At 54.8% G+C, this 20,861-nt stretch carries 17 protein-coding genes; 15 read left to right on the top strand and 2 right to left on the bottom strand.

The annotated features are described in order from the left end of the window. Positions 1 to 103 precede the first annotated feature (103 nt). The 4 genes from ACXADZ_RS19705 to ACXADZ_RS19690 all read left to right on the top strand — a co-directional run bounded on the left by ACXADZ_RS19705 (position 104) and on the right by ACXADZ_RS19690 (position 2,596). Positions 104 to 865 carry a sulfotransferase-like domain-containing protein gene (locus ACXADZ_RS19705; RefSeq protein ID WP_475199148.1) on the top strand — a complete coding sequence of 254 codons (762 nt, stop codon included), beginning with the start codon at positions 104 to 106 and terminating at the stop codon, positions 863 to 865. Between the two features lie 139 nt (positions 866 to 1,004). Continuing rightward, complete coding sequence (locus ACXADZ_RS19700; RefSeq protein ID WP_475199146.1) at positions 1,005 to 1,427, top strand: hypothetical protein; 423 nt, start codon at positions 1,005 to 1,007, stop codon at positions 1,425 to 1,427. Beyond that, on the top strand, positions 1,418 to 1,840 hold the full coding sequence (locus ACXADZ_RS19695; protein ID WP_475199144.1) for a hypothetical protein: 423 nt from the start codon (positions 1,418 to 1,420) through the stop codon (positions 1,838 to 1,840). The genes ACXADZ_RS19700 and ACXADZ_RS19695 overlap by 10 nt, the downstream gene beginning before the upstream one ends. 3 nt (positions 1,841 to 1,843) lie before the next feature. Next, positions 1,844 to 2,596, top strand: coding sequence for a sulfotransferase-like domain-containing protein (locus tag ACXADZ_RS19690; protein ID WP_475199140.1), 753 nt, complete (start codon positions 1,844 to 1,846; stop codon positions 2,594 to 2,596). A gap of 188 nt (positions 2,597 to 2,784) precedes the next feature. On the opposite strand, the gene ACXADZ_RS19685 is transcribed toward ACXADZ_RS19690, so the two are convergent. After that, the gene (locus tag ACXADZ_RS19685; protein WP_475199136.1) at positions 2,785 to 4,707 is read right to left on the bottom strand and encodes a DUF3604 domain-containing protein; all 1,923 of its coding nucleotides are present in this window, start codon (positions 4,705 to 4,707) and stop codon (positions 2,785 to 2,787) included. Between the two features lie 458 nt (positions 4,708 to 5,165). Between ACXADZ_RS19685 and ACXADZ_RS19680 the strand changes: the two genes are divergently transcribed. From ACXADZ_RS19680 to ACXADZ_RS19665, 4 genes are all read left to right on the top strand, one after another. Beyond that, positions 5,166 to 6,887: a GMC family oxidoreductase gene (locus ACXADZ_RS19680; RefSeq protein WP_475199133.1), complete on the top strand. Its 1,722-nt coding sequence runs from the start codon at positions 5,166 to 5,168 to the stop codon at positions 6,885 to 6,887. A gap of 59 nt (positions 6,888 to 6,946) precedes the next feature. After that, complete coding sequence (locus ACXADZ_RS19675; protein WP_475199131.1) at positions 6,947 to 7,552, top strand: TetR/AcrR family transcriptional regulator; 606 nt, start codon at positions 6,947 to 6,949, stop codon at positions 7,550 to 7,552. A gap of 116 nt (positions 7,553 to 7,668) precedes the next feature. Then, positions 7,669 to 8,769, top strand: a complete 1,101-nt coding sequence (locus ACXADZ_RS19670) for an efflux RND transporter periplasmic adaptor subunit (RefSeq protein WP_171187352.1) — start codon at positions 7,669 to 7,671, stop codon at positions 8,767 to 8,769. 8 nt (positions 8,770 to 8,777) lie between these two features. Further along, entirely contained in the window at positions 8,778 to 11,897 is a 3,120-nt protein-coding gene (locus ACXADZ_RS19665) for an efflux RND transporter permease subunit (protein WP_475199130.1), read from the top strand. A gap of 216 nt (positions 11,898 to 12,113) precedes the next feature. Here the strand turns inward: ACXADZ_RS19665 and ACXADZ_RS19660 are convergent, their stop codons facing one another. Beyond that, complete coding sequence (locus ACXADZ_RS19660) at positions 12,114 to 13,142, bottom strand: substrate-binding domain-containing protein (RefSeq protein ID WP_475199127.1); 1,029 nt, start codon at positions 13,140 to 13,142, stop codon at positions 12,114 to 12,116. 137 nt (positions 13,143 to 13,279) lie between these two features. On the opposite strand from ACXADZ_RS19660, the gene ACXADZ_RS19655 reads away from it, so the two are divergent. The 7 genes from ACXADZ_RS19655 to ACXADZ_RS19625 all read left to right on the top strand — a co-directional run bounded on the left by ACXADZ_RS19655 (position 13,280) and on the right by ACXADZ_RS19625 (position 20,836). Further along, positions 13,280 to 14,266 carry a substrate-binding domain-containing protein gene (locus tag ACXADZ_RS19655; protein ID WP_171187358.1) on the top strand — a complete coding sequence of 329 codons (987 nt, stop codon included), beginning with the start codon at positions 13,280 to 13,282 and terminating at the stop codon, positions 14,264 to 14,266. A 62-nt stretch (positions 14,267 to 14,328) separates the two neighbouring features. Continuing rightward, entirely contained in the window at positions 14,329 to 15,834 is a 1,506-nt protein-coding gene (locus ACXADZ_RS19650) for a sugar ABC transporter ATP-binding protein (protein ID WP_475199123.1), read from the top strand. Further along, positions 15,827 to 16,834, top strand: coding sequence for an ABC transporter permease (locus ACXADZ_RS19645; protein ID WP_171095523.1), 1,008 nt, complete (start codon positions 15,827 to 15,829; stop codon positions 16,832 to 16,834). The genes ACXADZ_RS19650 and ACXADZ_RS19645 overlap by 8 nt, the downstream gene beginning before the upstream one ends. Beyond that, positions 16,831 to 17,823 (top strand): ABC transporter permease, encoded by a 993-nt coding sequence (locus tag ACXADZ_RS19640; RefSeq protein WP_171187363.1) that lies wholly within the window; start codon positions 16,831 to 16,833, stop codon positions 17,821 to 17,823. Before ACXADZ_RS19645 ends, ACXADZ_RS19640 begins: the two co-directional genes overlap by 4 nt. A 2-nt stretch (positions 17,824 to 17,825) precedes the next feature. Then, the gene (locus ACXADZ_RS19635) at positions 17,826 to 18,674 is read left to right on the top strand and encodes a sugar phosphate isomerase/epimerase family protein (RefSeq protein ID WP_475199119.1); all 849 of its coding nucleotides are present in this window, start codon (positions 17,826 to 17,828) and stop codon (positions 18,672 to 18,674) included. A gap of 61 nt (positions 18,675 to 18,735) precedes the next feature. Then, positions 18,736 to 20,163: an FGGY family carbohydrate kinase gene (locus ACXADZ_RS19630; protein ID WP_475199117.1), complete on the top strand. Its 1,428-nt coding sequence runs from the start codon at positions 18,736 to 18,738 to the stop codon at positions 20,161 to 20,163. Further along, a complete protein-coding gene (locus ACXADZ_RS19625; protein WP_475199114.1) occupies positions 20,156 to 20,836 on the top strand; it encodes a class II aldolase/adducin family protein in 681 nt (226 codons plus the stop codon). The genes ACXADZ_RS19630 and ACXADZ_RS19625 overlap by 8 nt, the downstream gene beginning before the upstream one ends. Positions 20,837 to 20,861 lie beyond the last annotated feature (25 nt).

The following is a 20,861-nucleotide window of genomic DNA, read 5'->3' as shown; positions in this document are numbered from 1 at the left end:
CAGCAAAAGCAATGGATTTGTGCGGCGGTCTGCTTCAGCGTTGCCCTGAACATTCTTCCGGCTTCGCGCGAGGATGGATGCACCGGTAAACAGGGAGAACGCGATGAACAAAATTGTACTGCTGTGGTCCACGCCCCGTACAACATCAACCGCTTTTGAATGGATGATGCGGATGCGGGGCGATATGGCCTGTTTCCACGAACCCTTCGGCGAAGCCTGGTACAAGGGCGACGATGCCGCGTGGCCGCGCCTGACCGCAGACAGCGAACGCGTGCCGGGCCTGACGACGCAGAAGGTGCATGATCGGATGCTGCAGGCCGCACGGAACAAGCCGGTCTTTTCCAAGGACATGCCGCATTTTCTGGCCCCTGATATCAGCGATGAATTTCTCGCCCCGATGACCCACAGTTTCCTGATCCGTGACCCTTCAAAGTCCATCCCGTCCATATTCAAGCGCGGCCCGGATTGGGTCGTGGCCGAGTATGGGTTCGAGGAACATCGCAAACTCTTTGACCGGATTGCCGAACGCGACGGCAAAGCGCCGCCCGTGATCGACAGCGACGATCTGCTGGAAAACCCCGAAGGTATCGTATCGGCCTGGTGCAAAGCCGTCGGTCTGGACTTCGTGCCCGAGGCCTTGTCGTGGGAACCCGGCGCGCGGCCCGAAGTGGGTTGGTATGATAACGGGTCCTGGCATGACAGCCTGAGCGCGTCCAGCGGGCTCAAGCCCATGCCACGGACCTATGGCTCGGTTGAAGATCAACCGGATCACATCAAAGAGATCTATGCGCAAGCGCTGCCGCATTACGAGCATCTTTATAAGCACCGGCTAAAGGCAGACGAAACGGTAAACGCCCCTGCCTGACATCCGGTTTGAACCTGCAAAATGCAGCGGAACTCTTTCCAGAATTGGCAAGAGTTCTTGCCGAAAAAGCAATAGATTTGCGGCTGCGCATTGTTTCAGGATGCACAAGCGGAGCTGCCTCGCACAGGATAGATGACACATGAACACTTTCACCAAACCTGAACGGTGGGAAAACCCAGAGCGTAAACTGTTTCCCTATCAGGTGGGGTTCACCTGCCCGCCTTTCGACTATTGCGCTGCCCCGTCGGATTTCCTGCGTATGGCGCCCGATACTGTCGGCGTACATGGGCGTATGCTGCATGTTCCAGGCTATCAGCACGGTCTGGATCAGCGGAAAAAGAACTTTGGCCTGCTTGAGGAGTTCGTCGAGTGCATGGCGATCAACAATGCCGATGTGTGCGGGCAGGTCGGTTCGAATTGGGTGCATGCCAGCGGTTTGGGTGTTGAAGGCATCCGCCAGCATTGCGAGATGCTCAGCGACAAATACGAAACGCCCTTCCACATGGCGGGCTACGCCATGGTCGAGGCGCTGCGCGAGATCGTGCCGAGAAGGTGGCGCTGAACGCCTGCTATCACACCAATTCCTGGTACATGGGCACGGTCGGGTTCCTGAAAGAGGCCGGGTTCGACGTGGTCTGGGCCGGGAATTTCTTCGATCAGGGCTGGTTTGCCACGCAGGAAGAGGTCGATGAGTGCGTCTGGTGCTTTGATGAAGAGCTGATCTGGAAGAGCTTCGACTACACCGCCGAGCAGGCCCCGAATGTGGATGCCTACCTGATCAACGGCATGTCGAACTATCGCCGCCCCTCGGACGGAGTAGCCCGCCGCCCGGTGCACCATACGGCCGAGCTTGAAAAACGGCTGGGGAAACCGGTCATTGGTCACGACACGGCGCTCTACTGGCGCCTTTTCAAGACCTTGGGCCTTGCTCCAACATCTTACCACGGTCAGTTGATGGCGACTTTGGAGACGTGATCCATGCATAAGATCATCGCGCTCTGGGCCATCCCCCGGTCCACCTCAACCGCGTTCGAACACATGATGAAACAACGCGGCGATCTGGATTGCCTGCATGAACCTTTTGGTGAGGCCTGGTATCACGGGGAAAACCCGATGTGGCCGCGTTTTCCCGAAGGAGGCGAGACCCGGCCCGGTCTTTCGCTGGAAAGTGTTTGGGAAGACATCAAAGCCCGTGCCGAAAAAGGCCCGGTCTTCATCAAGGATTTCCCGAACTACATCAGCCATATGTGGGATGAAGAGTTTCTGTCGCATTTCGCCCACGCCTTCCTGATCCGTGATCCGGCCAAAACGATCACGTCGATGTATGACAAATGGCCCGATTTCGACGAGCTTGAGATTGGTTTTCCCGAGCAGCGCGCGCTGTTCGACCTGCTGTCCGCAATACATGGCAAACGGCCATTTGTCATCGACAGCGATGATCTGCTGGAAAACCCGGGCGACGTCACACGTGCGTTTTGTGAGGCGGTTGATATTCCCTTCATCAAAGAAGCGCTGAGCTGGGAAGCTGGTGGAGATCCTTCCGAGCACAGCTGGTGCGAAGGCGGCAAGTTTCATGCCAATCTGGCGCAATCCACCGGGCTGGTCCCGCAGAAGCGCAAGTATGTCGATCTCAGCAACACGCCACGACGCGTGCAGCGCATCCATTATCGCATGCTGCCGCATTACTTGCATATGCATCAATACCGTGTGCGTCTCTCTGAAACCGTATAGTGGAAGACCGGAAGAACAAACACTGCAACCGAAACGGGCATCCGGTACGCACGTGGTTAAAACGTCTGTAGCTCTTAAGAGCTAACACTACGCAGGGGATGATTAGCGTTCTGCAGGTCTTAGAGATTTGGAGGAGGAGCCGAGGCCGTAGTAACCGCCCCGGTATCCAATTTCATGTGTTGACCTGATCATTCCGCCGGCGTGTACCAAATCGGAGATGAATAGGCGCGTTCCTGATGCGTAAGCACTGCGTCTTCCGGAAGCTCAGCGCCAAATCGCAGCTTATCGTAAAGCACCCAGCGCGGGGTCGGGATTTCGATGGCGCGAACGTAAAAAAACGCCCTCTCACTCGGATCAAAGTCGGGGTCAGTCCAAACAGTCACAAGTTCGGCGGTGCCGATAGTGTTTGTCCAACTGGCAGTTTCCACATCGACCGTATTTCCAACCGCAGGGATCTTACCGTTGTCATCGGCAACTCGGTTGTCCGACCATGCAACGTCGTAAACCTTTTCTTGCATGGCTCCTTCTGAATCCAGCCACCCTTTGACCACCTGCACGCGATCAAGGTTTGCACCAACCGGGTCGCGCAGAGCGGCAATCAGGAAAGAAGGCGCACCATCACCCTCGCGAGGGCGAAGGTCTGACCCCATTGGAACACCTTTGGTGTAGCCAACATTCGCGAGGAAACGGGTTTCAACATCCGCTTGATCGAAGCCCCACCCGCCAAAGAATCGCAGGCCAATACGTGGCCCAGTGGTCGCATAGGTTTCACGCCGTTTGAATGCATCAAAGATCGCAGCGCGCGTGTTATCTGTAGCCCATACTGCGGTGTATCCGGAAGCAACAAGCAGGTCTCCGGGAATCTCTCCTAGATCATTGGCAATAAATGGATGTTGGATGCGCGAGGCCGAAGGCTCGACACTCACCGATTTCCCAAAGAAGTTATCCTCTTCAGCTGTGGCCAAAGAGGTATGGCTGTCCGTCGCGCCACCCATTCCGAACTTGTAGGGGTTCACGCCGAACTTTTCTTCCAGCATCAAACCACGTTTCAAGGCCTCTCGGGCGTATTCGCCAGCCAGCATGTCGTCAGTCTTTAGCTCGGTAATGTCCAGATTACCGACATCCCAGTTCTCGTAATCCGCAAATTCGTCGTCGGGGCTCAGGAAGGGGTGTGCTTCGCCGTCGCCCTTGATTTGAGTGACCTCATAATGGGGTTCCCATTTCGCGCGGGCTGCCACGTATTCCTCGTCGACCTTACCGCCGTGATACGTGTCTTCGGTTGGGAACATCCATCCATTTGACAGATTGCCGTTATGTGCAAAAGCAACAGCGCGGCCCCCTGTCTTTTCCTGATACTCTTCCAGCCATGCGTAAAGGGATTTTGGATCCGTATCACCATAAGGCGGCTGCGTGACTGGCGGTACCATTTGCAAGGCTCGGATTGGCCCATCGCGCAGCATGACGTTCCGGTGCAGGTTGAAACCCTTGGGCACCGATGTCCACTCGAACCCGATGAAAGCCGTAAAGTTGCCGGGATCGTTGTGTTTCTCGGCGGCCAGGACAATGTGTTCCCAAGTGAAAGCAAATGCGTCGGCACCGGGGCTGTAAGATTCTAACAGAACCTCGGGCAATGTCATTTGCGAGAAGTTGGTGATGATGTCGAAGGCGGTTTTTCCAGCCTCTTCACCCCCTGCCTTGTAGCCCTCGTACCATTCCAATCCCTTTGGATCAGCCAATACGCCTGGCTTGCCCGCCTGAAGATCCGGCGCAAAACCCATCAGGTCGGTATGATCCGTCAGCACCATCCAATCCAGCGGACGGGCCAGCCTTACCGGTTGCCCCGTCGAAGAAATGACCTGCTCGCCTTTTGCGAAACGCCACGCTTCATCCGGCAGCAGAGTGTTTCCGAAAGCTCCTGCATCCAGCGAAAGCCCAGTGTGAAGATGCGTGTCGCCCCATAACGGGCGTTCGGGAAAAGAGCGCTCGGCATATGGGGAATACGGTTGATCTGAAAATAATCCTTCCGCCGCTTCTTTGCTGGGAACGGCGTCGGCAAAGACCGTCGTTGATGCCAGTAAAAGCGAGATAGAACATCCAAACGTACGAAGCATTTTTGACCTCCCAAATCAAGATTGCCCGGTTGCGTCGTTAAATTGCACTGCAAGAAATCATATTCGTATCTCTCTATATCATATTGGTTTTCTTTTTTGCGGAAATATTGAACCTGCTGGTTTTAGGACTGCGAGATACGTGGAAAACGTCAAGAAATTAGAACAGTTCTTGAACACGCGCAGTAGAAAACGGTCTGCGTACGGGCAGCCCGTCAGTTCTGTTTCGGACCTCTAAGGTTCTGGGCGATGTATCCGCTGAAGGTCCAAACCAGGCGATCAAGGCAGGTCCACAAAAGTTTCGTTCGATCATTCCAACAGACACAGGAAACTGCAGCGCAAGCAGATGGCACCTTGTCAATTTTGAACTAAAAAACTGTAGAGATGTCCAGAAAATGTGTTTCACTTTTTGCGCGTCACCCGGATTCGAAGCCGTGACGCTGAGATTTTGGGAGGAAATCGTGAAGCAAGAAAAGCTTGAAAAACTGCAAAAATCCTTCAGTGCAGGGAACCTTTCGCGCCGCGCGTTTATGCGTCAGAGCGCCGCTTTGGGTGTGGCGGTCACTGCGCCATTGGCTTTGGGGGCGCGTTATGCCAGGGCACAATCCGCAGAAATCTACGACTACATTGTGATCGGAGCAGGGGCGGCTGGATGCGCATTGGCGGCGCGACTTTCCGAAGATTCAGACAAAACTGTTTTGGTGTTAGAGGCCGGTCCTGCGGATGAAAACCAGTTCATCCATATTCCGGCAGCTTTCCCCAATCTGTTCCTCAGCGATCTTGATTGGGGCTACACCACGGTCCCGCAGGAACATTCAGACGGGAAGGTCTATTACAGCCCGCGCGGCAAGGTTTTTGGCGGATCCACTTCTATCAATGCGATGATCTATAAACGGGGCAACCCTGCCTGTTTTGATGATTGGGGCAAGGACAATCCGGGCTGGAGTTATGCAGATCTTCTTCCGATCTTCAAAAGATCAGAAAACAATGAACGTGGCGCAGACGAAAACCACGGCGTTGGCGGCCCCTGGAACGTAGCGGACCAGCGCGATCCGAATGTACTGAGCCAGGCGATGGTAAAAGCGGCACTCGAAGCGGGGTATGCTGAGCGTACAGATTTCAATGTGGGCACGGAACAGGAAGGGTTTGGTCTGTATCAGGTGACCCAGCAAGGTGGTTTCCGCAATTCGACTGCAGGTGCGTTTCTGCACCCAGCGCTGGAGCGCGACAACATCGTGATCCAGGCCGAAGCGCATGTTCAGAACCTGATCATCGAAGATGATCGCTGTACGGGCGTACGTTTCAAAGCTGGTGATGAGATACTTGAAGCAAAAGCTGGTTCAGAAGTGATCCTTTCGGCAGGTGCCTATGGGTCACCGCAAATCTTGCTTCTGTCCGGTATTGGCCCCAAGGCCGAGTTAGAAGCGATCGGCATAAACGTTGTGCATGACCTGCCTGGTGTCGGTAAGAACCTGCAGGATCATTACATGGCACCAGTGGCTTACGAGTGTACTCAGCCGGTGACACTGGCCCATGCGACAGACGAAGCTCAAGGCGCTTTGCTGATGGAGAAGGGTATGGGTCTTTTGACCTCGAACATCGGTGAAGCCGGCGGCTACTTGACGGTTATGGATGATGCCCCTGTACCGGACCTTCAATTCCACTTCGCGCCCACTTGGTTCATTTCAGATGGTGCTGGAAACCCCAGCGATGGATCTGAAGGTTTCACATTGCTTCCGGGGGTTGTGGGAACCCGCTCTGTCGGCGAACTGACATTGGCTTCCAGCGATCCGGCAGACAAACCCAACATCAATCCAAACGCATTTGCAGACGAGAAAGACCTCGATGTAATGGTCGAAGGTGTGAAGATCGCTCGTAAGATATTGATGTCACCTGAAATGGATGAATTCCGCGGCGCAGAGCGCTTTCCTGGGGCTGCAGTGCAATCGGACGACGACATACGTGCCTGGATCCGAGGTAATGCACAGACGATCTATCACCCGGTGGGCACCTGCAAGATGGGCTCGGATGAAATGGCAGTTGTTGATGCCGAACTGAACGTGCACGGGATTTCCGGCCTGCGTGTTGCCGACGCCTCGATCATGCCGAAAATCACAAACGGCAATACCCAAGCGCCCTGTGTGATGATTGGTGAAAAAGCCTCGGATCTGATCCGCGCATAAACGGATTGGTCCACCCCAGCGGGTGGGCCTATGCCACGGAACGGCCAAGGTGGTTTGGGATGAATAAAGTAGAACCGATAAACAAGCTTGCGGACCGCAAAACCCATAAGCTCCGCAAACGCGATGCGAAAAAACGCGAGATTGCCGAAAGCGCGATCAACGCGCTGAAAATCTATGGCTATGCGCGCACCACACTGCGCGACATCGCCGCGCATTCAGATATGTCGCTGGGTAGCCTGCACTACTATTTTGAAGACAAAGACGAATTGCTTGTTTTCTGTGTCCGTCAATACAAGCTCCACTTTGTGGAGTTGATGACCTCGGCCGTTGAAGGGATCGAGGCGCCGGACAAGGCGATGAAAGCGTTTTGCCATGCTCTCGCCGAGACGATCCAGCAAGAGGCCGAACTGCACAGGCTTTGGTACGACATCCGCAATCAAGCCATGTTTGACGACACTTTTGAGCCCGTTGTGACAGAAATCGAAGTGCTTTTAATCGGGATGATGGCACCTTTGGCAGTGGATCGGACAGAACAAGAGCGACTATATATGCGTCTGGACGGAGCCTTTCGGTTCCTGTTGCAGGGATACCTGAAAGGATCCCGGCCATCTGTCAAAGACATGCGATCGATATTTGTTTCTGCTGCCACCGGTTCAGTATTCTGAAGCACGTGACATATTCCGGTTCGGCAATTCAGCCAAACCAGAATTCCGTTGCAGTGCCGCCTTCAGCCATAAATAGTATACTGGCAGCCATGTACTTGCGGAAAAGCGAGCATCGGATGAAAAAAACAGCCCAGTTACTTAGTGTTCTGATCGCCCTTGGATTGGTGGGTCCCGCAGCTGCGCAATCTGACCCACCGGCGCCCAGCGTGGTGGTAGCTTCCGCAAAACTGGAGGAGCTGCAGAAGCAGGATAACTTCGTGGGTCGTGTGGTTGCTGATCAGAGTGTCGACCTTCAGGCCAGGGTGGAAGGCGTTCTGCTTGAGGTCAACTTTATCGAAGGGGGGGCCGTTACAAAGGGCGACGTTCTGTTCCGCATTGAGAAAAGGAAATATGCGGCCAGTGTTGAAGGCGCGCAGGCTGCTTTGAAAAGTGCCCAGGCTTCTGCGCTCAGCGCCAAGACGGAACTCGACCGGCAGCAGAAGCTTTTTGAGAAAGGCGATGTTCCCCAGTCCGTTCTGGACACGGCCAAGGCGGCCTATGACGAGGGTCAGGCTTCGGTGGATGAGGCGCAGGCCAATTTGAAGATCGCACAGATCGCGCTGGACCTTACGGACATCATCAGCCCTTTGGACGGGCGGATCGGTTTGTCGGCGATTGATGCAGGGAATATCGTCAATACCGACAGCGGCGTTTTGGCGACCGTCACAAGTGTTGACCCCATTCTGGTTAGCTTTTTTGTCAGTGAGCCTGTATTGCTGCGCGAACGCCGCAATGGATCAATCTCCCCCCAAGGTATCAAGCTTGCGACGCGGATCACTTTGGCCGACGGTCAGGCCTACGAGACAGAAGGCAAGGTGACGTATGTGGGCGACAGTGTCAGTCAGGACACCGATACTATTGAGTTGAGGGCCACATTCTCAAATCCCGATGGGTTTCTTATTCCCGGGCAGTTTGTCAACGTCACGCTCAGCGGGCCGGACGACTCCAGGGTGTTGACCGTGCCGCGCAATGCGGTTCAATTCGATAAGCAAGGCTACTTCGTGTTCTCTGTCGATAGCAAAGACACGGTTCATCGTATTGACATCGAAATTGGCACTCAGACGGCAACCAGAACCCAGGTAAAATCCGGCCTGAAGGACGGAGATCGCGTGGTCGTGCAGGGGTTGCAGAAAATTCATGACGGCCTTCTCGTGAAACCGGTCGATAGTCAGAGTTAGGGCTTGGCTTGGTCTCTCACTATTTCATCAATCGCCCGCATTTTGCTGCAGTCATCGCGATTTTGATGGTTCTCTTCGGCGCGGTTTGTGTGCGTCTTTTGCCTATTTCGGAATATCCGAACATTACGCCACCGCAGATCTATGTGTCTGCAAAGTACCCCGGCGCGGATGCGCAGGTGATACAGGAATCCGTGGCCACTCCCATCGAGGAACGTGTGAACGGAATCGATGGCATGTTGTACATGAAGTCCAAAAGCTCGAACGATGGCAGCTATGTTCTGAGTGTTTCGTTCCAGTTGGGAACAGATCCCAATGTTGCTGCGGTCGAGGTGCAAAACCGCATCGCGCTGGCAAGCGCAGAACTGCCGTCCGTTGTTCAGCAACAAGGCATCGAGGTCACCAAACAATCCGGCAACATGATCCTTGTGATCAACCTGACCTCGCCGGACGGTTCGCGTGATGAGCTGTATCTGAGTAATTATGCGGCCGATTTCCTGCATGATCCCTTACAGCGTCTGCAAGGTGTGGGTGGGGTCACGCAGTTCGGTCAACTGGAATACAGTATGCGGATCTGGATCAACCCGGTTCGTATGGCCGCGCTGAACGTCACCGCGTCAGAGATCGCCGATGCGATTAAAAACCAAAATGTTGTCGCAGCAGCTGGTCAGGTTGGCGCTCCGCCATTTGGCGATGCGCGCACGGATTTCCAGTTTAAACTGCGTGCAGAGGGCCTGTTGCGAAGCGCGGAAGAGTTCGGCCGGATCATCATTTCCACTGGCGATGACGGGTCGATAACCCGACTGGAGGACTTAGCGCGGATCGAGCTCGGTTCGGCCACCTATAGCGGCTCTTCGCAACTCAATGGCAAGGACACAGCGGCCATTGCGGTGCATCAGGAGAGTACCGCCAACGCGCTTGAGATTTCAGACAGCGTCCACAACCTGATGGGTGAACTGTCAAAAAAGTTTCCCGAAGGAGTCTCGTATGAGATCACCTATGACGTCACTGACGCCGTGCGTGTTTCAATCGAAGATATTCTTAAAACTCTGGCGCTGACCGCAGGATTGGTGATCGCGGTCACGTTTCTCTTTTTGGCCAGTATCCGGGCGACCATTGTTCCCGCAATTGCGATTCCTGTCTCTCTGCTGGGCGCAATCGCACTGATTTATGCGATTGGATTCAGTGCAAACATGATCACGTTGTTTGCCTTGGTCCTCGCCATCACACTTGTGGTCGATGACGCGATAATCATCATCGAGAACGCAGAACGGATCATGACCGAAGAAAGGCTTGAACCGCGCGAGGCTACGCTTAAGGCGATGTCACAAGTCAATCGCCCGATCATTGCAACCACTTTTGTGCTGGCGGCAGTCTTTACACCGGTCTGTTTTTTCCCCGGCTTGACCGGAACGATCTATTACCAGTTTGCGGCGACAATTATCTTTGCTTTTGTGCTGTCGGCGGTGAATGCACTGACCCTGGCCCCGGTGCTGTGCGCGATGGTCCTGAAATCAGGTATGCAACCGATTGGTCCATTGCGTTTTGTGCCGTTGGCGGTTTCATGGGGTAGGCGGCAGTACATGCGTTTGGTGTCGTGGATGTTAAGATACATCGCGGTGTCACTGCTTTTCTTCGCCGCCTGTATCGGGGCGACAATTTATCTGTTCAGAACGGTGCCAACCGGCCTTATCCCGCAAGAGGACAATGGTGTTCTGCTCTCGGCCATGACGCTTCCTGATGGCGCCTCGCTACAGCGTACACAGGCCTTTATGGCCAAGGCCGGTACGGTGATCGAAAAAGCGCCCGGAGTGGACACTGTCACCACGGTGTCCGGGGCGAGCATGCTGGCAGGTGGCCGGTCGAATGTCGGTATGGCGATTGTTACTCTTAAGCCGTGGGACGAACGCACCAGCCCGGATCTGCACTGGGATGCGATTATGCGAGACCTGGACCAACAGCTGGCCACCCTGCCAGAGGCGGAAAGCTATGTGTTTCCGTTCCCAACAATCCACGGGCTAGGATCGGCGGGCGGAATTTCGGTCGAGCTTTTGGAGTATGAAAAAGGGGACGGTGTGCAACTGGATGCGGTGATGAACGCATTTGTGACCGCGTTGAATGCCGCACCCGAATTTACCCGCGCACATGGTAGTTTTTCGGGTCAGACACCACAGTATCATCTGTCAGTGGATCGGGACCGGGCCGAGACACTTGGCGTAAGCGTGTCTGACATATTCACGGCGCTACAAGCCAATCTCAGCTCGTTTTTTGTCGACAACTTTATCGTGTCCGATCGGGTCTATTGGGTCGTCCTTTCAGCTGATGCGCCATTCCGTCAAACACTGGAGGATGTGGACAACATCTATGTCAAAAACAGTTCGGGCGAGTCGCTGCCCTTGCGAAATTTTCTGAGCAGTGAACCGGTACTCGCGCCAGACACGATCCCCCGGTACAACCTGTTCACTGCGGCGTCTGTCAGCGCGCAATTGGCCGAAGGGGTCAGTTCAGGTGCGGGCATCAAAGCAATTCAGGAGATTGCAAGCAAAACACTACCGGACGGCTTTGGGATCGAGTGGTCTGGTGTGACGCAGCAAGAAGTAGAATCTCATGGCATGGTGCCATTTATCATGTTGTCTGCCTTGATACTGGCCTACTTGTTTCTGGTGGTTCTGTATGAAAGCTGGATATTGCCCTTGTCGATCATCACGTCGGCCGTCTTTGCATTGCTGGGCGCGCTTATTCCATTGGCGCTGTTTCCGTTTTTGACAAGCAACATATTCGCGCAGATTGGGATGGTGTTGCTCATCGGCCTGGCGGCCAAAAAGGCCATCATGGTTGTTGAGTTCGCCAATCAGGAAAGGCGTTCCGGCACCAATATTCACGAGGCGGCGATCAAAGCTGCCGAAATCCGGTTTCGTCCTGTGACGATGACGGGTCTGTGTTTCATCGTCGGAGTTCTGCCGTTGGTATTGTCAAGCGGTGCCGGTGCAGAGGCGCGCGTGTCCATCGGTTACCCGGTGCTATTTGGCATGGTGGTGGATAGCACATTGGGCCTGCTGATGATCCCCGTACTCTATGCTGCGTTTCAGACGCTGAGGGAAAGGCTGATACAGACCGTTAGGGTGCGCTAGTTTGTTCGTTTCGTTGGCGGGTGGACGCTTCGACGAGGCAGAACTCAATGTGTTCTAAGCCTAGGTTGCGGAATTGCGCATCGTGTTTATTGAACGACAAAAGTTCACGGACATAAATTTTGAAACATACGAAAGGCGAACAAAGTGCAATGCGAAGGCCGATCACGTCACTTTCTCAAGTGAGCTGCGGAAGCAAAGGGCGGGGTTCCGGCTCGTTTATGTACTTTCAGATATTACAATCGGTTGTATGTGGATCACGTCGGAACCGTATGGCGCTGCGTTGTCGATAACCTGGAACATGGTGTCCACCATGGCGGTGACATCCTGGCGAACCGAGAACAGGTTTTGTGCCATATATTGCGCAAATGGATCCCAGTCGAAACTTCCAAATAGAATTGTGTCCAGCGCGGCTCTGTCATTCTGTGCCAACCACTCGAAGACACCTTCCAATGAAATCGTAGAGTTTACGAACATAGCCGTCGGCATGCGGCCCGAAGCTTTCACTTTTGCCGAAAATGCAGCTTTGGATTTCGACGCTGCATAGCCGCAAGCCAGGATGTTCTCTTCTATCGGACGCGCACCAGCACGTGTGAACGCGTCTTTAAAGCCACGTATCCGTTCACTTGTGTTGTGGTCAGTCGGACGTCCCCCAACGAACAGAAACTCATCTTGCCAGTTGAGCCCTTTCGCATCAGCGCGCTCGATCAATGCCTCGGTCAGCTTATATGCGCCGCTGTAATTGTCGGATATTATGGAAGGTGCAGCAGTTCCCGGCAGATCAAGGTTGATCGTTGGCACGTTCTGCGCACGGCAAATCTCGGCAATACCATCGGGATCGGATGCGCCGGTGCACACAATGTGATCCACGTTGTAGGACAGCATTTGCCTGACGGTGGCCAATTCCAGTTCAGGTTCGCGATGCGTGCACGATGTCATCGGTAGCAGGCCCCTGGCGCGCGACGCTGTTTCAAAGCGCTCTGCGATGGCTCCGAAATAGCGGTTGTCATACATTGGGATGATCATACCGATCATGCTTGATCTGACACTGCGCAGCGCACGCGCCTGCATATTTGGTGCATACCCCATCTCGCTTGCCAGTTTTCGGATGGTGTTTGCACGCTCTTCGCTGATGCGTCGGTTGCGCCAGGATCCGTTTAGTACTGCCCCGACCGTGCTTGCCGAAGTGCCTGCGCGGTCCGCGATATCGTAGATCGTGACCTGCTTATTTGTATCGGTTTTCGACAAAAATATATCCCTTTGACAAAATTAGCGGTTTCAATATAGCTTATGCACCATCGATTGCGCAACAAAGAACAACCGATGGTGCAATTATTTATAGGCCGGGTGCTGCTGTTTGGCGCTGGCCAATTAGGGAGGAAGTTATGAAGACAAAAATGATACTCGCAGCTTCTGTCTGCACACTTGCCCTTACGGCGACTTCGGCTGCTGCCGAGACCACGATGGGAATCGTAGTAAAGATCGGAGGGATTCCCTGGTTCAACGCGATGGAAGAAGGCATCAAAGAGCGCGCCGGTGAGTTGGGTGTCAGTGCCGAAATGATTGGTCCGACTTCTGCCGACCCAGCCCTTCAGGTCCGTGCAATCGAAGATCTGATCGCAAAGGGCGTTGATGTGATCGGGGTGGTGCCGAATGATGAAGCCGCGCTCGAACCTGTGTTGCAAAAGGCCATGGATGCCGGGATCAAGGTGATTGCACATGAAGGTCCGGGCCTTAACAATGTGGACTGGAATTTCGAGCTGGCCTCGGCAGATGGGTTTGGAGAGGCACATGCCAAATTGCTGTGCGAGAAAACCGAAGAGCCGGGCACCTACGCTGTTTATGTCGGGTCACTGACCGTACCACTACACAACGCGTGGGCGGATGCAGGTATCGCCTGGCTGGCCGAAAACTGTTCTGACAAGTTGCAGCCGGTTGGTGATCGCTATGGCGTAGCAGAAAGTGTCGATGACAGCCGTTCCACCGCACTTGATCTGATCGCAGCCAACCCAGATCTGCGCGGGTTCCTTGCTTTTGGAAGCCAAGGTCCGATTGGAGCGGGGCGCGCGATTGAAGAACGTCGTCTGGGTGGCAAAGTCCATGTGCTTGGTCCGTTCTCGCCGGGTCAGGGTCAGAAACTGTTGAAAGATGATGTCATATCCGGCGGGTTTATGTGGAATCCAGCCGAAGCGGGCCGTGTTTTTGTCACCTTGGGTGATATGCTTGTGAATGGAGAGGAAATCACCGAAGGCACCGAGATTGAAGGTTTGGGTGTTGTTAGCCCGGATGAAGCGACCCGCAACATCATCACGGACAACCTATTGGAGATCAACAAAAGCACAGTCGACGAGTTGGCTGCGAAAGGTCTCTGAGGTCGTGTTTCGACGGTTTGGAGACCTGCGACACGTGGGTCTCCACTAAGGCATAGAACACAATGAAAACTGATCCTGATACGGCCCCGGCGTTGAGGCTGCGAAACGTCTCGAAAACCTTCGGCGGGGTAAAAGCGCTGAAATCCGTCGATTTCGAAGTGCGGCCGGGCGAGGTGCATTGCCTTGCCGGAGAAAACGGCTGCGGAAAGTCAACGCTGATCAAGATCGTTACAGGGGTTTATACAGCTGATCCCGGTGCTGAATTGGAATTGTTCGGCCACAGTTTCACTACGATTTCTCCAACAAAAGCGCGGGCGTTGGGGATTGCCGTCATATGGCAGGATCTTGCGCTGTTTCCGCATATGACAGTGGCGGAAAACATCGCTTTTGATGAGATGGTCGGGCTGATACCGCGCCTGACTTTTGGAAGCCACTACAGACGCCATGTCCAATCGGTTCTTGATCGATTGCATGTACCATTGAACCTTGATACCCGTCTGGGAGACCTACCGATCGCGCAACGCCAGATCGTTGCCATTGCCCGTGCATTGATGGGTGAAGCCCGGCTGGTGTTCATGGATGAACCGACAGCTTCGCTGACCCAAACCGAAACAGATGCATTGCTAGAGGTGGTACGCACGCTATCCTCACAAGGGATCGCTGTTGTCTTTGTCAGTCACCGTCTGGCCGAAGTTATCGACATTTCTGAGCGTGTCACAGTTCTGCGCGACGGTAAGCTTGTCGGCGTGTATTCTACGGAAAACATGACACAATCCCGTCTTGGTGAACTGATGACCGGGGCGTTGTTGGAGCACACAGTCAATGCGCAGGACCGCGCACAGGCGGAACCCGTGCTGGAAGTTGAAGGGGTAAGCAGACAAGGCGAATTCCAGAATGTCTCCCTGACCATCCGACGCGGAGAGGTGCTTGGCCTTACCGGCTTGATCGGAGCTGGCCGAACAGAACTTGCCCACGCACTGATTGGAATGAACCCGTTGGATGTGGGCGAAATCCGGTTGGAGGGTACTCCGGTCCGCTTTGCCTCAATTCGCGAGGCCATCGCACGCGGTGTTGCCTATGTGTCCGAAGACCGCCTGTCTTTAGGACTTATCCAGCCGCAATCCATTGCGGACAATACCGCTATTTCTGTGCTTGACCGCATTCTCAATGGCCTTGGCTTGTTGTCTCCCAAACGCCAATCCGACCTTGTGGGGCACTGGATCAGAGAACTTGCCGTGAAAATTGGAAGGCCGGAAGATGCTGTCTCGACATTATCAGGAGGCAACCAGCAAAGAGTTGTTTTGGCAAAATGGCTGGCAACCGAACCACGGCTTTTGATCCTGGACAGTCCGACTGTCGGTGTGGATGTCGGGGCGCGGGCCGGCATATTTAAGATCGTGCGTCAGTTGGCTGATGAGGGACTGGCGATCCTTCTGATCTCGGACGAAGTGACCGAAGCGATGTTCAATTCGGATCGTGTTCTTCACATGGCGGATGGGCAGATTGTGGGCGAATACGATCCACGCACCACCAGCGTGTCTGAACTAGAGGCACGTATTTATGCGTGACCACTTTCGAACACACCCCGTCGAAGCGCGCCTCAGCGTCGTCCTGCTTTTGATGATCTTCGGTTTGTCGTTTGGCACCGACACATTCCTGACAATGGGAAATGTCACGTCGCTGTTGAACAATAACGCAGTCAATCTGATCTGGGCGGTCGGCTTGCTGGTTGTCCTTATTGCTGGCGGGATCGATATTTCCTTTGCGGTGGCTGCTTCGGTTGTTCAATACGTGGCAGCTCAGGTTTTCATGAGCATTGGCGGCGGCAATTGGGCGATTGGTTTTTTCGTTGCAGCTCTGCTCGGGATCGGTCTCGGGCTGGTCAACGCGCTTTTGATCCACGGATTTCGGGTGATTTCCATCGTTATCACCATCGCCACGTTCAATGCGTTCTTTGGATTGCTGATGTTCTTCACCAAAGGCCGAAACATCTACAACCTGCCGGATTGGTGGACCGACCGCATCTTCATCTTCGAAAGGCAGGCGGCGGACGGGACCTGGTCAGAACTGAATCTCTCGGTTGCTGTCATGATTGTCTGTGTGGTCGCGACTTGGGGTCTCATTCGCCTGACTACGCTTGGTCGCCAGCTTTATGCTTTTGGCGATAATCCCGAGGGCGCTCGGCGTGCGGGTGTGAATATCTGGCAAATGCAGATCGTGGCCTTTGGATGGTGCGGAATGATGGCCGGGATCGGTGGGTTGATGCAGGTAAACATTGCGCAAGAGGTGGTGCCAAATGCGCTTTACGGTCGAGAGTTGGACGTGTTGGCCGCGGTTGTGCTTGGCGGCGCCCGATTAGGCGGCGGTCGTGGCACCGTCTTTGGATGCATTCTGGGGGTTATGTTTGTCGCGATCACGCAAAACGGTCTGAACCTTCTGGGGATCTCTCCCTTTGCGTTCCAGATGATTATCGGCGCTGCCATCCTGTTGGCGATTTCGTCATCGAACCTGAGTTTTGGGTGGCGTCCGCGTGCTGCCACTAGTGTTGCAAAGGCAGAAACGGGATGAACCTGCGCGAACGGATACATGCGGCACTTGGGGCCGAAACCTTACCATTGCTTGTCTTTCTCGGCTTGGTCTTTCTGGCGTTTTCCCTAGCGACACCGTTGTTTTTGACGGGCGCTAATTTACGCTCGATGGCTTTTCAGATGCCGGTATTGGGTTTGCTGACATTGGCTATGCTTGTGCCGATCCTGTCTGGCGGATTGAACCTTGCGATCATCTTTCAGGCCAACATCTCGGGGCTCGCATTGGCGTGGGTTCTCATCGCGTTCGGAGGGGCCGAAGCGGGGCCAGGGGCTTTCGTTCTTGGAGCAGCGCTTGCCTTGCTGGCTGGGGCTGCTTCTGGTGCTGTTATGGGGGTCGTGGTGGCTTATGTGGGCGCGCACCCCATTCTGGTTTCGCTGGCCATGATGATTTTCCTGCGTGGTCTGGGTGAATTTCTGACGCGCGGCGGCGATATTTCGGGTTTCCCGGAATATATGAATGTACTGGGTCACGGCAGTTTTCTGGGCATTCCGGTTCCGATGATCATCTTCCTGTTGGCCGCGCTCGTTTGGCACATCATGCTCAAACGCACGCGGCACGGGTTCTCGGTCTACATGATCGGTTCGAACATTCAGGCGTCTGAGTATTCCGGGCTGCCGACACGTCGTACCCTTGTGTTGATTTATGCCATTTCAGGCATGATCTGCGCTGTGGCGGGCATCCTGATGGCAGCGCGCTTCAATTCAGTCCGTGTCGGCCATGGTGAGGCGTTGCTTTTGGTAACTGTTCTGGCGTGTTTTCTGGGCGGGATCGATCCGTTCGGAGGGTTCGGGCGCGTGCTGCCAGTGGTTCTGGCCCTGATTATTCTGCAGGCTCTTTCATCAGGTCTGAACCTGATCGGTGCCAACCAGCATCTGTCTACGGCTGTCTGGGGTCTGTTTCTGATTGGCGTGATGGCGTTGCGGTGGGTTGGCGCGCGATGGCAATTAAAACGACGAAGGGGGACATGATTATGGAAGGTTTCGGCGTACATACCAGCATGTGGACGATGCACTGGGATCGCGATGGGGCCGAGCGGACAATACCCGGCGCGGCCGCCTATCAGATGGACTTCATCGAGATTGCCCTGCTGGATACAGGCGTTGTCGACGCGGCCCATACGCGTGACTTACTTGAAAAATACGAGATGCGGGCTGTCTGCTCGCTGGGGCTGCCCGAACAAAACTGGGCCTCGGTCAACCCGGATGGCGCAATCGGGCACCTTGTCAATGCTATGGACAAAGTCAAAGAAATGGGCGCAGAAGCTCTGTCTGGTGTCACGTATGGTGGCATTGGGGAACGCACAGGTGTGCCGCCCACTCAGGCCGAGTATGACAATATCGCACGCGCCTTGGAGGGCGCCGCGAAACACGCAAAAACCCTGGGCATCGCCTTTGGTATCGAGCCCGTGAATCGCTATGAGAACCACTTGATCAATACGGGTTGGCAGGCGGTCGAGATGATCGAGAAAGTAGGTGCCGATAATATTTTCATCCATCTCGACACTTATCACATGAATATCGAAGAGAAGGGCGCAGGCAATGGTATCCTCGATGCACGCGAACACTTGCGTTACATTCATTTGTCGGAAAGCGACCGCGGCACACCGGGTGAGGGGACCTGCGATTGGGACGAGATCTACGCCACATTGGCGGCGATTGGGTTCAAGGGCGGGCTCGCAATGGAGAGTTTCATCAATATGCCGCCACAGATCGGGTACGGACTGGCGATTTGGCGACCCGTTGCCCCTTCTTTCAAGGATGTTATGGACAAGGGTTTGCCGTTCCTCAGGAACAAGGCCGCCCAATACCGGCTCATATGACTGCGGTGCAAGGTTCACCCGGACATGAGAGAGGCCGTCCCACAACCCCCGTGGTAAGACGTTGACGGGCAAGGGTGATATCGCGGTTCTTGACGTTGGTAAAACCAATGTCGAACTTTGGGTCGCCAGCGAAGATGGCACTTTGCTGGAGAATTGGTCGACCCCCAACACTGTGCTGGATGGCCAGATTTGGCGGTTTCACGACCTGGATGGTACCGCAGCCTGGCTTATCGGTACGCTTTCCGAGCTCTGCCAACGGCACCCAATTCGGACGATTGTTCCTGTTGGTCACGGTTCGGGCGGTGTGCTTGTGAGTTCCGATCCGGATAGCACCGGCGCCGGATGCGTCTTGCCCATGATCGACTATGAACAGGCATGTCCACCCGAAATTGATGTGGAATATCGCAGAAAGGCGGGAACGTTCGAGGACCGTGGCAGTCCGATAATGATGGCCTCCACTCACTCCGCCCGACAGTTGCTGTGGATGGAACGCGCCTGCCCAACTGAGTTCGGAAAGGCCCGATATTTTCTGAATATTGCGCAATTCTGGGGATGGTGGCTGACCGGTGTTGCGGCTTCGGAATACTCTGCGATGGGCGCGCAGTCGCATCTGTGGAACGTCCCGCGCCGCCGCTGGACACCAATAGTTCAAGACCATGGCTGGCAGAGATTGATCCCAGAGTTTCGGGCGGCCTGGGAACCGCTTGGACCGGTTCGCAACACTCTGGTGCAGCGTTTCGGGATGCCTCAAAACATGGTTGTACTGACTGGCGCGCATGACTCTTCCGCGAATTTCTTCCGGTATCTGGCTGCTCAGATTGCTGACTTTACACTTGTTTCCACGGGTACTTGGGTGGTTGCATTGTCGCGCGAAGCAGACATCGCAAGTCTTGATCAAACGCGCGGAACAACAATCAACGCCGATATGGATGGCGACCCGGTCGGAGGTGCATTGACGATGGGTGGGCGCGAATTCTCGGCCATAGCAGGACCAGACCCCGATAAACAGGCCGCCGATCGCAAGGTCTTGGAGCGAATGATTACACGCGGGACCATGGCGATACCAAGTTTTGGAGAAAACGAAGGGCAGTTTCCCGGCTCGGCAAAGCAAGGGCACTTCGTTGGGGCGCGTCCGGCAGGCGAGGTAGAACGCAAAGCGCAGGCAGTGCTTCATTCGGCGTTGCTGACAGTGACATGTTCTGATGTGTTGAACGGTGGGGACAGGCTTATTCTGGATGGGACCTTTCTGAATGAGCCGCTTTATGCGCCCATTGTTGCTGCTCTGCGCCCGGAACGTCGGACCGAAGCGTCACATGAAACGCATGGTGTTGTCGCCGGTGCGTTGCAACTGGCTTGCAAACACTCTGGATCTTCACCGCCACCCCTGGCGCTTGATCCGGTAACCCCTATTGTGATGCCTGGTCTGGCAGAATACGCGAAGCGGTGGCGCAAGGCCGCAAACGGACAAGGAGCCCGCCTCAATGACTGAACGAGAATTGCGCGAGCGCATGGTCGAGACATGCCTAAAAATGAATGCCACCGGAATTAATCAGGGTACGGCAGGCAATTTGTCGGCCCGTTTCGAGCGCGGGTTCCTGATCACGCCATCATCTCTGCCGTATGGCAAGATGAAACCCGAAGATCTGGTCGAGATGGATTTCGAGGGCACCTATGTCGGGCGCAGGCCATCGTCGGAATGGCGGTTCCACCGTGATATTTTGCAAAAGCGCACGGATATCGATGTGGTGCTGCACTGTCACTCGGTCTACGCAACCACGCTTGCCTGTCACCATCGTCAAATTCCTGCGTTTCACTACATGGTGGGTGTGGCCGGGGGCACAACGATTCCTTGCGCAGAATACGCAACCTTTGGGACTCAGGATTTGTCTGACGCGGTGCTGACTGCGCTTAAGGACCGAACCGCGTGTCTATTGGCCCAACACGGGCAGATCGCGATTGGCAAGACTTTGGACGAAGCTCTTTGGCTGGCGACTGAAGTCGAGACCTTGTCGCGCCTTTACGTGCAGGCGTTGCCGTTGGGGGAACCACCGGTATTGTCGGACGATGAAATGTCACGTGTTATCGATCAGATGCAGCGTATGAAGTATGGTTTTGGACCTGAGTCCGAGGGCAGCAACGATGTTGCGAGGCCACGCAACTAACAACGCCAGAGAAAGCGGAAGAGAC

The organism is Ruegeria sp. ABM4_193, assembly GCF_056158705.1.
The sequence above is the reverse complement of the archived record's forward strand: the minus strand, read 5'-3'. Positions and strand labels throughout refer to the sequence as shown.